The 12,475-nt window shown below is 39.7% G+C and carries 12 protein-coding genes; 8 read left to right on the plus strand and 4 right to left on the minus strand.

All coding sequences use genetic code 11. The features are described from left to right. The first annotated feature begins 69 nt into the window (after positions 1–69). The 5 genes from LU635_RS01780 to LU635_RS01800 all read left to right on the plus strand — a co-directional run bounded on the left by LU635_RS01780 (position 70) and on the right by LU635_RS01800 (position 7,391). On the plus strand, positions 70–1,518 hold the full coding sequence (locus tag LU635_RS01780; protein WP_240095572.1) for a bifunctional alpha,alpha-trehalose-phosphate synthase (UDP-forming)/trehalose-phosphatase: 1,449 nt from the start codon (positions 70–72) through the stop codon (positions 1,516–1,518). Positions 1,519–1,557: 39 nt separating this feature from the next. Beyond that, positions 1,558–1,806 carry a hypothetical protein gene (locus tag LU635_RS01785; RefSeq protein WP_240095574.1) on the plus strand — a complete coding sequence of 83 codons (249 nt, stop codon included), beginning with the start codon at positions 1,558–1,560 and terminating at the stop codon, positions 1,804–1,806. Next, a complete protein-coding gene (locus LU635_RS01790; protein WP_240095576.1) occupies positions 1,788–4,178 on the plus strand; it encodes a glycoside hydrolase family 65 protein in 2,391 nt (796 codons plus the stop codon). Before LU635_RS01785 ends, LU635_RS01790 begins: the two co-directional genes overlap by 19 nt. Before the next feature lie 657 nt (positions 4,179–4,835). Continuing rightward, the gene (locus LU635_RS01795) at positions 4,836–6,143 is read left to right on the plus strand and encodes a paraquat-inducible protein A (protein ID WP_240095578.1); all 1,308 of its coding nucleotides are present in this window, start codon (positions 4,836–4,838) and stop codon (positions 6,141–6,143) included. A gap of 141 nt (positions 6,144–6,284) precedes the next feature. Further along, entirely contained in the window at positions 6,285–7,391 is a 1,107-nt protein-coding gene (locus LU635_RS01800; RefSeq protein WP_240095581.1) for a sensor histidine kinase, read from the plus strand. 242 nt (positions 7,392–7,633) lie between these two features. Here LU635_RS01800 and LU635_RS01805 read toward each other — a convergent pair whose 3' ends face one another. From LU635_RS01805 to LU635_RS01815, 3 genes are all read right to left on the minus strand, one after another. Continuing rightward, positions 7,634–8,215, minus strand: coding sequence for a flavodoxin family protein (locus LU635_RS01805; RefSeq protein WP_240095583.1), 582 nt, complete (start codon positions 8,213–8,215; stop codon positions 7,634–7,636). A gap of 7 nt (positions 8,216–8,222) precedes the next feature. Further along, a complete protein-coding gene (locus LU635_RS01810) occupies positions 8,223–9,074 on the minus strand; it encodes a DUF4440 domain-containing protein (protein ID WP_240095585.1) in 852 nt (283 codons plus the stop codon). 172 nt (positions 9,075–9,246) lie between these two features. Then, complete coding sequence (locus LU635_RS01815) at positions 9,247–9,417, minus strand: hypothetical protein (protein WP_240095587.1); 171 nt, start codon at positions 9,415–9,417, stop codon at positions 9,247–9,249. 224 nt (positions 9,418–9,641) lie between these two features. Between LU635_RS01815 and LU635_RS01820 the strand changes: the two genes are divergently transcribed. Further along, positions 9,642–10,535, plus strand: a complete 894-nt coding sequence (locus LU635_RS01820; RefSeq protein ID WP_240095589.1) for a helix-turn-helix domain-containing protein — start codon at positions 9,642–9,644, stop codon at positions 10,533–10,535. Positions 10,536–10,649: 114 nt separating this feature from the next. Here LU635_RS01820 and LU635_RS01825 read toward each other — a convergent pair whose 3' ends face one another. Then, the gene (locus tag LU635_RS01825; protein WP_240095591.1) at positions 10,650–11,153 is read right to left on the minus strand and encodes a DUF4494 domain-containing protein; all 504 of its coding nucleotides are present in this window, start codon (positions 11,151–11,153) and stop codon (positions 10,650–10,652) included. Between the two features lie 241 nt (positions 11,154–11,394). Here LU635_RS01825 and LU635_RS01830 point away from each other — a divergent pair, with 241 nt between their 5' ends. Both LU635_RS01830 and LU635_RS01835 read left to right on the plus strand, forming a co-directional pair. After that, positions 11,395–12,042, plus strand: a complete 648-nt coding sequence (locus LU635_RS01830) for a superoxide dismutase family protein (RefSeq protein ID WP_240095593.1) — start codon at positions 11,395–11,397, stop codon at positions 12,040–12,042. Between the two features lie 207 nt (positions 12,043–12,249). Continuing rightward, positions 12,250–12,468 (plus strand): hypothetical protein, encoded by a 219-nt coding sequence (locus LU635_RS01835; RefSeq protein WP_240095594.1) that lies wholly within the window; start codon positions 12,250–12,252, stop codon positions 12,466–12,468. The last annotated feature ends 7 nt before the right edge of the window (positions 12,469–12,475 follow it).

Below are 12,475 nucleotides of genomic sequence, written 5' to 3' on the forward strand. Positions count from 1 at the left end.
TTCATTCCTCTTGAAGAACCGGGAATAGTAAATAAAAAATTTCTACATCAACAAAAAAGATAAATAATAATGAATAAGTTAATCATCGTCTCAAACAGGCTTCCGGTAAAAGCAATTCCCAGGGGAAACAGTTTCCATCTCGTACCCACTGAAGGAGGCTTAAGCACAGGATTAAAAAGTTCTTCAGGTTCAGATTCAGAGGAATGCTGGATAGGTTGGCCCGGGATCTCCAATCGCGAGCAGCCAGTAAAAGATGAGCTTAACAAACAATTGGAACAACTCCACCTTCATCCTGTTTTCCTTTCAGAAAAAGACAAAAAGAACTATTATGAAGGCTTTAGTAATTGCACAATATGGCCCCTCTTTCATTACTTCCCCTGTTACACTCATTTTGATGATGTTGAATGGGAAAGCTACCAGAAAGTGAATGACCAGTTTTGTATGGAGGTCCTGAAAATTGCAGAAGATAACGATACCGTATGGGTACATGATTATCATTTAATGTTGCTGCCGGCATTGCTAAAAAAGAAAAAGCCTTCCCTGAAGGTTGGTTTCTTCCTGCATATCCCCTTCCCCTCCTACGAAATATTCCGGATGCTGCCCTGGGCCAGCCAGATATTGGATGGCATTTCATCTGCAGACCTTATAGGTTTCCATACTGAAGCTTATAGAAAATACTTTCATGAATGCCAGGAGAAAATAAGGAAATCGGGTGATAATATTTCCACTCCCCGGAATACGGGTGTATTTCCTATGAGTATCAATTTTGACAAATTCAACAAAACAAGTAAAAGTCCTGAGATCAAGGCAATAGAAAGGAAATACAGGATGAGATTTAAAGACCAGAAGATTATTCTTTCTGTTGACAGACTGGATTATACCAAAGGAATTCTCCATCGTCTCTATGCTTTTGAGCGTTTCCTGGAACAAAACCCGAAATATGTTGGAAACGTTAAATTGGTGATGCTTGTGGTCCCTTCCCGCACAAATGTTGGTAATTACCGGGAACTGAAAAACCATTTGGAGGGTGAACTTGGGCGGATCAATGGCCGGTTCAGTCATTTTGGAAATATACCTATTCATTATTTTTATCGCTCCCTACCTTTTAACGAATTGGTCGGTTTATACAAAGCTGCAGACATTGCCCTGGTTACACCGCTTAGAGACGGCATGAACCTCGTTGCTAAAGAATATGTGGCCACTAAAGGAAAAGGTAAAGGTGTGTTGATCCTGAGTAAATTTGCAGGAGCAGCATATGAGTTAAATGCTGCAATAAAAGTCAACCCCTTTGACGAAAACGCAATGGCACAGGCTATTAAAGAAGCCGTGGAACAGGATGAAGCTGAACAGGAAAAACGAATGCGTGCAATGAGGAGAACAATAAAAATAAATAATGTTGATCACTGGAAATTTAGTTTCTTAAACAGGTTGAACGGAATTAATTCAAGAAAAGCTCCTCCAAAGCAAACAGGTAGAGTAATCATCCGCCATACTTATAGAAAAAGAGCGGTAACCTGAACTTAGCATTCGCTTATTCAGGAGCATAAATCACTGAATATGAAAAAAAGAATAAAGAAGCATCTCCTGGGCCTGCATGGAGTACTGATCAAAACAGTCCAAGTCCATGCCGGGTTTTGGAAGGTCCCGAAAGAAACCTGCCAGGAATTTGTCACTACCACATTTAAGCCGGAATACCTTGATGCCAAATCTTGTTTTAGAGCCATCAGAAGTTATCAGAAGGCTCGAAGCCTTGATATTCCAGTAGGTCAAACAAAAGCATTAAAGCAATGTCTGGCTGGAAATTAAAATATTCCGGTTTGAATAAAGAGCAGGAAGGGCTCCGTGAGGCTCTCTGTACCCTTGGCAATGGCTACTTTGCCACGAGGGGTGCGGCAGAAGAAGCAGAAGCAGATGATGTACATTACCCCGGCACTTACCTGGCGGGGAGTTATAACCGACTTAAATCTGAAGTGGCCGGAAAGACCCTGGAAAATGAAGACCTCGTTAACTGGCCCAACTGGTTGCAGCTGAGCTTCAGATTAGATGGTGATAAAAACTGGTTTCGTTTGGAAGAAAAGCAGGTGCTGGACTATCGCCAGGAACTGGACTTTTCAGAAGGTATCCTTAGGAGAGAGATGCACTTCAAGGATAAAAAACACAGGGAAACAAAGATAACCAGCACAAGACTGGTAAGTATGGCCAACCCTCACCTGGCTTGCATTAAGTGGGAATTTACGCCGGTGAACTGGTCTGGGCCGGTCATGATGCGTTCTGCACTGGACGGCTCTGTAAAAAATGAAGGTGTAAAACGATACAAAGCTCTGAGCAGCAAACACCTGAAAATAATTGAACAGGGCAAAACAAATGATATCATTTATCTTCTTGTTCAAACCAATCAGTCCAGAATATATATGGCCCAGGCAGCCCGGTGTCATGTATATTCCGGAAATAAGAAGCTTCGAACAAATCGGGAAATCTTAGAGGAAGAGGGGAAAATCTCTGAACGGTTTTCTTTTCAGGCTTCACAGGGAAAAACAGTGACGATCGAAAAAATTATTTCCGTTTCCTCATCCAAAGACCGGGCGATAAACGAGCCTCTCAATAGCTCCCTGGAGACGCTTAGGAATGAGCTTGATTTCTCTGCATTAAAAGCCAGGCATTCCGAAGCCTGGAGCAGATTATGGAAGCAATTCGATATCACCCTTAAATCTCCTGGGAACTCACAACTTTTACTTCGGCTTCACATTTTCCACCTTTTACAAACCAGCTCCATGCATACAATTGGCCGGGATGTGGGTATACCTGCCCGTGGCTGGCACGGGGAGGCCTACCGAGGTCATATTTTCTGGGATGAATTATTCATATTCCCATTGTTGAATTACCGGCTTCCCGATCTCACCCATTCATTACTACTTTACCGGTATTATCGACTGGGTGCAGCAAAGAAACTGGCTGAAAAAGAAGGACTGAAGGGTGCTATGTTTCCATGGCAAAGCGGAAGTAGTGGCCGCGAGGAAAGCCAGGTAATACATTTGAACCCGAAGTCAGGAAAATGGTTGCCAGACCACACTTATTTGCAACGCCATGTGAATCTTGCTATAGCCTATAACATCTGGCAATACTATGAGGTAACAGCAGACAGGAATTTCATGAAGTTCTACGGAGCTGAAATGCTTCTGGAAATAGCACATTTCTTTGCCAGTATCACTACCTGGAGCGAATTCAGGCAGCGGTATGAGATCAGAAATGTGGTTGGTCCCGATGAATTCCATACAGCCTATCCTGGAAGTGATGAGCCGGGCATTAACAACAATGCCTACACCAATGTAATGACTTCCTGGCTCTTCTCCCACGCCAAGAAGGCATTTGAACTTATTGGCACTACCCGTCAGGAAGCATTAAAACAAAAGTTGAAGTTAGATGACCGGGAATTTAGTAAATGGGAAGAAATAAGCAGGAAGTTATATGTCCCTTTTATCAAAGAAGGGATCATCGCTCAGTTTGAAGGATATGAACAGCTACCTGAATTTGACTGGGAAGCTTACCGGGAAAAGTATCAGAGCATCCAGCGACTTGACAGGATACTAAACGCGGAAGGAGATTCCGTCAACTGTTACAAAGCCTCCAAGCAGGCAGATGTACTTATGCTTTTCTACCTGTTTTCGGCAGAAGAATTAGTTCAATTATTTAAAGACATGGGATACCAGTTCAATCCCGAAAGGATCCCGGACAATATTGAATATTATGTATCCAGAACCTCAGACGGCTCTACACTCAGCCGCATTGTTCGTTCCTGGGTTGAAGCCCGGTCTGATCGTGAATGTGCGTGGCACTGTTTTAGGGAAGCCATTGTAAGCGATTTTGAAGATGTGCAGGGCGGCACCACACCTGAAGGCATTCATATGGGTTCCATGGCCGGAACTGTAGATATTCTGCAAAGGTGTTTTACCGGCCTCGAAGTACGGGATAATGTGCTGCGGCTGAATCCATATTTCCCGGAAGAGATCACTTCTCTTGGCATGGAAATCAACTATCGTGGAGTATGGCTGTCACTGGAGTTTTCAGGAAATCAATGCCGGATCAAATCCCGGGATGGGGCCGCTTCACCGGTGAAAATAAAATTCCGGGATCAGCTGTTTGAGATAAAAGGAAAAATGATAAAGACCATTTCATACTAGAAAATAAGCATCGCCAGGGAAAGCTGATATTAACTAATTACTAATGTATTGGCAATAGGAAATGTATATTTTACTTTGACAGGTAATGACGCATTGATAAAAAATTCACCTGCAAAAAATCTTCTGGCCTCAATAACTTCTTCTTATTTCACTGATAGATTTGCAACGAGTTACAGATCAACAAACCTCAAAGTGACATATTGGTTGAATCCCTAAAATATTATCTATGCAAGTTCGGACTGAAACTTTATAAATAACTAATCGTGCAGGTTATTTGAGCCATCGACATGAATAAAAAATAAAAAATTTGTAACCTATTTGGGTCCGGTCGTTTACAAATCTATATAAACAAAGGAAAAATCCTAGGCACCTACTTTTTAAAAGTATCATAAACACTATAAAACTTATTTTGTATTGTGGACACTCCAACAATATGAACATTTGAAATGCACTTGCATTTATGATTGTTCCTTTGGGGAGGTAATCCAGCAAACATAAAACAAAAAATTTCTCTCCGGTATTTCTGTTAAGCGATAGAAAGAATAGTAGGCTGTATAAATCTCTTAGACTTCGATCTCATTTGGTTTGTTGGAATAGGTAAGTTGCAATAGCTACGTAATCAATCCTAAAGACTACCTTTAATAAATTTCAACTTCCATGTCCAGGACCTTTCAGCAATTCCTTGTAATCCTTCTCGCGGGAGCTTTAATGCTACTCGCTGGATGGAGCAGCTATTCTATTTTTAAGTACTCTTCAGAAGCAGCAGAAATTAAAAAAGATTACAGCGAGCTAAACAGTATCACTCACGGAATAATGTCAGTTAACATCTGGCGTGACCATCTTACCACAATGGTTCTAAACCGGATCGATGAATTCGAGTTTACAGAGGCCCAGGAGGATACCCTGGTTCACCAGGTTGAAAATATACTAACGGCGGGCATTGACAAGGGAGCAGATATTCTGGATCAAAAACAGAAAGGACTTAAAGCTAAACTTCAAAAATTTGCGGTAAAGACACTGGTTCCTGAAGATAAAATAAGGGCTCTTGTCCCCATGTTCGCCCAGACCATCGTCAATGAAATTCAAAAACCGGAAAATAAAGAGGCATTGAAATATGTCATTAAAAGCAAGTTACAGGAATACAGCGACCTCACCTATGATGATTCCCAGGTAGAAACACTGAAAATAAAAGCTCTTTTTGATAAATATAAGGTCGAAGATCTTGCCGGATTCAATGAGAAAATTCCGGAGAAAATATATTCCCTGGAGGATGAGACCTATTTTCACACCTATATTTTATTGGGAATCATTGTTGTGTTTCTTCTCTTGTGGTGGTTGTTGAGAAATCAAAAAGCTGTACACACACCACTTTTCATTATTTCGGTCCTGGTTTCTATGGTGGTGCTGTTTTCAGGTCTTACTGCACCAATGATTGAAATAGATGCCCGTTTTCAACAGATTAATTTTCTACTGATAGGGGAAAGTATCACATTTAATGACCAGGTAATCTTCTTTCGAAGCAAGAGCATCCTGGACGTAATAGGAATTCTCTTCAATAACGGAAAGATAGACTCATACCTGGTAGGGATTCTTATTCTTGTCTTCAGTATCATTTTTCCTGTTGCAAAATTACTGGCTACACAAATCTACCTGGCCGGAAATGATAAGACAAGAAAGAACGGGATCCTGAACTTCTTCGCTTTTAAATCAGGAAAATGGAGTATGGCAGATGTTTATGTCATTGCGATCTTTATGGCTTATATAGGTTTCCAGGGAATACTTGATAACCAGCTGGCACTTGTTAATCGAGATACTGATTCCCTCGTGAGTATTTCCACCAACAAAACCTCTTTACAACCCGGTTTTATTATTTTCATTGTTTTCGTACTCTTTAGTTTGATCCTTTCTACCATACTTAAAAGAATCACCTCTATAGAAAATAAGACCATAAAGCAGGAAAAATAAATACCTGTCTAAGATTTTGATCGGCAGAAGAAAAGACTCTTGTGCAGGAACTTACTAAGATTTAATAAGGCTTCAATAGTAAGATGTTCCCTTAATTAATGCTTACCTTTAAAAAATTCATAAAAAATGATATTTTCCAGCATGCCTCAAGTAATTGATGAAAATAAATCAGAAAATGAATATAAGAAAAATCAGGATCTTGAGAATTACTTCGCCAATACAATAATTCCGCAGCTTTTCATCGATGGAAATCTTATCCTGAAGAAATTCACCCCTCCTGCGATGAGGCATTTCTCTCTTACAGATGAGGATATAAACAGAGATATTCATGACGTGAAAGAAAATTTTCGTTTTCCCACTCTTATTGAAAATATTGAAGAAGTGATCCAAACCGGGGAGATTCTTGAGAAGGAAGTACAAACAACAGATGGGAAATGGTACCAAATGAATATTCTTCCCTACAGAGTTTTTGAGGAGAACAGGAACGATGGGGTAATTATTACTTTTGTAGATATCACTAAAAGAATTAGAGCCATAGGAGAACTTGAGAAGTTAAATTCTGAATATCACACACTAATAGACGCTCTTTCCCACGATATACGACAACCGCTTTCGGCTATAGTACTGCTTTCTGATACTTTATTGAATGCTTATAACAAACAAAATACACCTCAGTTCGAAAAATATATAGCTACTCTAAAGGCCAGCTCCAATGCCATGAGAGATCTGCTAAAAGATTTTATAGCCGTAAGTGAAGATCAACCTGAACTTGATGGAGAACCGGTTAGGGTAAATATTGAGAACATCGCGCAGGACGTGATTGTTTCTTTAAAGTCGGAAATCTTTAATAAAAGTATTTCAATAGCTGCTGATTTTCAAACTTCAGAAATTATCTTCTCAAAAAATAATTTAAGAAGTATCTTATATAACCTGCTGCGAAACTCAATTAAATATAAGAAGGCCGGGGAACCATTAAAGATCAACATTTCTACAGTTAAACAGGATGATTACGTAGTCTTACAGGTAAAGGACAACGGCATTGGAATTGCCGAGGAGCATCAGGAGGCTATCTTCCATAAATCCACCAGGGTTTCCCACAATATTGAAGGCACAGGTATGGGGCTTTATATCATCAAACGAATGCTGGAAAATAACGGCGGAAGTATTAAGGTGGAAAGCAAACCGGGGAAAGGTTCAACCTTTTCCGTTTATTTCTCTGTAAATAAAGATAAGTACTGCGTTCTATAGATTTCGGGATTATCTTCGTCCACCATCTTTTAAATCCCGGCCTGGCCATAATACTATTCTGCAGGGCAAAAAATGCTAAGCAACACTACATTAATTCCCAGGGCATCCCAAAACCCGACCTCAGCTCCAGTATCGATTGCGTTTTGGCACCAAAAGGTTTCCAAAAAATGCTATGGCGTACAAAAAGGTAATCAAAAAGAGCATATAAGCGATTATACCGTACAGAAATGTGATTATTTTTTTCATTTTAATCTGATTTCTTCTAACCATGCGATAACCTGATCTTCAACCACCGCTTCACGTTCCCCTTTGATCGCAAGAAATACACCTTTCTTTTCATATCCACCTTCTACTGAAAAGCCTTTGAGAATCTTACTATCGGAACATAACTCCCTCAGTTGGTCAAACCCCTGCCCTACGCCATAGCCGGCATTAGTGTTAAATGGGATTACCGTTTTCCCCCGAAGGTCGTTTTCCTTAAGAAAGGTCTTCACCGGCGGGGGCATCTGCATATCCCAGGTGGGAAATCCGATAAATACAATATCATACTTTTCAAGATCCTTAATATTGGTTTTTAAAGGAGGCAGATATCCTTTCTCATTTTCCCGGTCTACCTGGGCTACTATTTTCTGATAATTTTCGGGGTAAGGGTTTTTCTTTTCCAGAGCTACCAGTTTCCCACCGACATTTCTCTGAATGATCTCTGCTACCACTTTTGTGTTATTGGTTCGGGATAGATAAACGATCAGTATACTTTCAGGTTTTGTATTACTGCAAACCGAAAGCAATAGGCAAAAGATTATCAGTGTCGGTTTCAAAATCATCCCTTTCTTATTCTTTCGGAGAGCCGGAAAGTTGTTTTACAAACGACAAATTGGCTAATTTCCAGCTTCCGTTTTCCTTTACGTAAACTTCGGTGACAATGAATGGATTTGTAACCTCATTTCCTCCAACTACCGCGAGCAGGGTGATCTCGTTTAAAACGATGGCCGTGTTGCCCATTACATCGGCCGAGACCTTATGTATATCAGCTTTTTTATAATAGATACCTCCACTTCTGATTATTGCAACTTCACGCTCTTTTCCCCAGCTTCCGCCCATGTGCACAAATTCAGATTCATCATGGAATAAATCCGCAAGTTTATCAGCCTCCTTATCGGCCATCCATTGCCATTTCTCTTTAGATAGTTCAATGATCTCCTGTTCTGTATCTTTCCTGGCTAACTCAGGAACTTTAAAACTATTATAAGTCTCAGCGGTAAGGGTATCTGTCCATTTTGTAGCCGCGTTTCCACTAATTGCTATATATGTAACAGGGCTATTTGGTGCCGCTCCGTGCCAGTGTTCCACATCGGGAAGACATTTGATAACATCTCCTGCACGGGCTACCTGAACTTCCTTTCCTTTTTCCTGATAAAAACCAACACCATGAGTTATTAATAATAATTGGCCTTTGGGATGCAAATGCCAATTCAGTTTGGAACCTTCTGCAGATACAGCCTGGGCTATATTAAAATCAAATGTTTCATCTGCATCAAACACATGGCTCAACCAAACATCCCCGGTATGATGAACATTTGGGGCTAATTTGCCTTTTGGGAAAATACTGTCCTGAGCCATCATACAGCCAGGTATAAGTAACCCGATTACAAGAATTAAATAGAAAGTCTTTATGTTCTTCATGATATAAATTTTAGAATTTAGTTGCTTTTTTAATCCAGCTCTTTCTGTTTTAGCCATTCAAATAAATGTTCCGCGACCTGCTTATTGTTCAGGTCTGACATTGGAAAAAGAGTATCCCCCATTAAGTCCGATTGCGGGGAGAGGAACAAGGGTAACGTCCCCTCCATATTTATTAACCGTACCCCCCATACCAGAACACCAAAGGAAGCTTTCGTGCATTTGCAGGCTTCTGATAAAATACAAAAGCGTGGTCGCCATGCAGTGTTTGCCCGGCAGTGCTTTGATTAGCAGGATTAAAACCCCCGTCTTCTAAGGGGTCAAAACTGCACATACTCATTTTCATCCGAAAGGAAAATTTCTAATTTGCGGTATTTTTTATAAGTCATCTATAGTCTTGATTTTCGCTATTTGCCCCTGGATTTCTCATAAATCAAATATCCTTCATTATAAGGGCATATTTAGTATATAGAATACTGATATCCTAACCATTTTCACTGATATACCGCGAGTATCTAATTTACTAATAATCTGATTGGTATATTTGTTAATGAATTTTGACTTTTTCTTATGGAAGAGATACTAAAGGTAGAAAGCATTTCCCAGTACAATGCATTAAAGGAAATCGCAACGAGGCACCCGCTAATTACTTCGTTTGACAGCTCTACGGCTAAACCCTTATCGAGTGGAAAGTATAGATTTGAATTTTACGCCATCTTTTTAAAAGGTGTGAACTGTGGCGAATTGAAATATGGAAGGAGTTCCTATGATTATGAGGAAGGCACTTTAGTTTTTATGGGGCCGGGACAGGTGGTTGGCATTAAAAGCGCGAAGGATTATAATCCCAAAGGAAATGCATTACTTTTTCACCCCGATTTCATCAAAGGAACCTCCCTGGCTGAAAAAATGCATACCTATTCCTTCTTCTCTTATGAACTGAATGAAGCCCTGCATATATCTGAAAAGGAACAACAGATCATTAAAGAGCTGTTTTCAAAAATAGATTATGAGCTGGATCAGAATATAGATAAACATAGCAAAACCATCATTGCAAATAATATCGAATTGCTGCTGAACTATTGCGATCGTTTTTATGACCGGCAATTCATTACCCGTGAAAATTTAAACCAGGGGATAGTATCTAAATTTGAAAGATTACTGAACGATTATTTCCAGTCTGAAAATCCACAGAAAATAGGACTTCCTTCCGTCAGCTATTTTGCTGAAGCCCTGAACCTTTCTCCTAACTACTTTGGAGATCTTATCAAAAAAGAAACCGGTAAATCGGCAATAGATCATATCCACCTGAAATTAATAGATGTGGCAAAAGACCGGATCTTTGACACCGAAAAGTCCATCAGTCAGATAGCTTACGAATTAGGATTCAAATATCCGCAGCACTTCAACAGGATGTTCAAGAAGAATACGGGCTGCACGCCGAATGAATATAGATTGCAGAATTAATCTCACGGAGTTAGAATTCCAGAACCGGGATCAATAATCCATCAATAAAAAAACCACCTAACAAATCTATGCAGGTGGTTCTTAATGATTGTAAAATTCTTCAACCAGTTAGATTCAAACCAGTTCACTTTCGTCCACTTTCTCATTTTCCGTTTCTTCCACATTGTTTACGGCATCATTTTCTTCTCCATCAAAATAAGGGAAGACATCCACAATGGTAGATTCGGTAATAGCCGGGATGGTATATTCGCCCATGGTATTCTGCATGGCCTGGGTGGTATTTTCAAAAGCTTCTTTTACATCGTTCGCCTGAATAAGCAGATACATATTGGACTTCTTTTCCTTACCGCTTTCATCATCATAGGCGATCAGTGAGATCTTAGCCTTGAACCAGCGATCTGAATTTTCAAAAGGATGGACTTCGGCCAGATTGGCCAGTTTAATATTCTTGATCAAAAACTCCTCACTTGTGTAAGCCTTCATCTCTTCGGTAATTCTGGTCTCGGCTTCCGTATAGGAAACTGCATCCAGCAGGTAAGTTTCCGTAGTAACTTTAGACTCACCGGTTTCATGGGTTTTTCTGTATTTTACTTTGCATTCATACCAGGTAACACTCATATTTCAGTTTTTTAGGGCCGCAAATATATATTTTTGAAAAAAAGACAAGGGGTGATCCGCCCATTAGATATTCACAAATTTTGGGATTTAATTCCCGGGAATGAACAAATTCAGGCACCCGTACATTCATAAGTTTTCACTGCAAATACCCTGTCACCCTTATTTAACTGAATATTAACACATTACAAAAAACCATGATGTAATAAGCTGCGTAAGTATTTGTGAACTAAAAAATTTAATTATGAAAACTATTAAGATTTTAAACGCAGTAGTATTATCCTCATTTTTGATTTTTGCAGCTGGTTGCTCAAAAGAGGAACCGGTGATGGAAGACCCTACAGTGGCAAATGCTCACATTGAACCAAATGAATTAGCTAATAACGGTGCTAAAGCAAAAATGTATACTGTTGAATTTGGCTCATTGAATAATTCAGGAGTCTCGGGTACGGCGGAATTAAGCCTGGAAGGCAGTACGCTAACCGTTAGTATTTCGGCTACCGGCCTGGAACCAGAGATGCTTCATCCACAGCACATTCATGGTTTTGTTGAAAATAAAGGAAATTCTACCTGTCCGCCTGCCTCTGCCGATAAGAATGGAGATGGACTGGTTAGTGTAGGTGAAGGTGCTCCATTTTATGGAGGAATTCAACTTCCGTTAGTTATGGATACCTCAGATGAGCTTTCATTCCCTGTGGCTGATGCTAATGGTAATATTAATTTTACAAAGACTTACGAATATTCAGATGGGATTGATAGCGATATTACCCCGCTACAGAACAGAGCTATTGTCCTGCATGGTATGAGTGTAATTACAGAAGATGAGGAACAATATATTATAACCTTACCTGTAGCCTGTGGACAAATTAAGCCGAATCAGGGATCGAATTAGGATTAGACAGATTTCCTTTTAGATAAGAGCTAAGACAAAAACACCCTCTTCAGGGTGTTTTTTAATTTTATCCTTATTGAATATTTCCCCACACCGGATATAGCCTAAATAAGAGCCTGAAAATCTTAAAGGCATTATAAATATTTAGCGGTAGTAAGGACTTTGTTTACTTTTGTAATCCATCATTTTTTAAAGGGAAGAAGGACCATGAAGCTCATCAATCTATCGAAAAAAGGAGAGGCATATACAGCTAAGGCAAAGACCTCTTTTAAATTATTTGGAATTACTTTCAGCAGTACGGTCCAGGAATTTATAAAACCTGTTTCTGAAGAAAACTGGTATGACTTTGAAGGCCGTAAAGTTTCAGAGAATAAAAAAATTATTTTAAACAAATGGCTTAAAGACCATCAAAGATTCATAGAGTAATCCCCCT

This window comes from Christiangramia crocea, from assembly GCF_022410465.1.
GTDB classification, from domain to species: domain Bacteria; phylum Bacteroidota; class Bacteroidia; order Flavobacteriales; family Flavobacteriaceae; genus Christiangramia; species Christiangramia crocea.

Coding starts and splice junctions, on each gene's coding strand:
- LU635_RS01790 (WP_240095576.1), top strand. CDS start 1,788: ATGTCTGGCTGGAAATTAAAATATTCCGGTTTGAATAAAGAGCAGGAA.
- LU635_RS01780 (WP_240095572.1), top strand. CDS start 70: ATGAATAAGTTAATCATCGTCTCAAACAGGCTTCCGGTAAAAGCAATT.
- LU635_RS01820 (WP_240095589.1), top strand. CDS start 9,642: ATGGAAGAGATACTAAAGGTAGAAAGCATTTCCCAGTACAATGCATTA.
- LU635_RS01825 (WP_240095591.1), bottom strand. CDS start 11,153: ATGAGTGTTACCTGGTATGAATGCAAAGTAAAATACAGAAAAACCCAT.
- LU635_RS01795 (WP_240095578.1), top strand. CDS start 4,836: ATGTCCAGGACCTTTCAGCAATTCCTTGTAATCCTTCTCGCGGGAGCT.
- LU635_RS01785 (WP_240095574.1), top strand. CDS start 1,558: ATGAAAAAAAGAATAAAGAAGCATCTCCTGGGCCTGCATGGAGTACTG.
- LU635_RS01830 (WP_240095593.1), top strand. CDS start 11,395: ATGAAAACTATTAAGATTTTAAACGCAGTAGTATTATCCTCATTTTTG.
- LU635_RS01835 (WP_240095594.1), top strand. CDS start 12,250: ATGAAGCTCATCAATCTATCGAAAAAAGGAGAGGCATATACAGCTAAG.
- LU635_RS01810 (WP_240095585.1), bottom strand. CDS start 9,074: ATGAAGAACATAAAGACTTTCTATTTAATTCTTGTAATCGGGTTACTT.
- LU635_RS01800 (WP_240095581.1), top strand. CDS start 6,285: ATGCCTCAAGTAATTGATGAAAATAAATCAGAAAATGAATATAAGAAA.
- LU635_RS01805 (WP_240095583.1), bottom strand. CDS start 8,215: ATGATTTTGAAACCGACACTGATAATCTTTTGCCTATTGCTTTCGGTT.
- LU635_RS01815 (WP_240095587.1), bottom strand. CDS start 9,417: ATGAAAATGAGTATGTGCAGTTTTGACCCCTTAGAAGACGGGGGTTTT.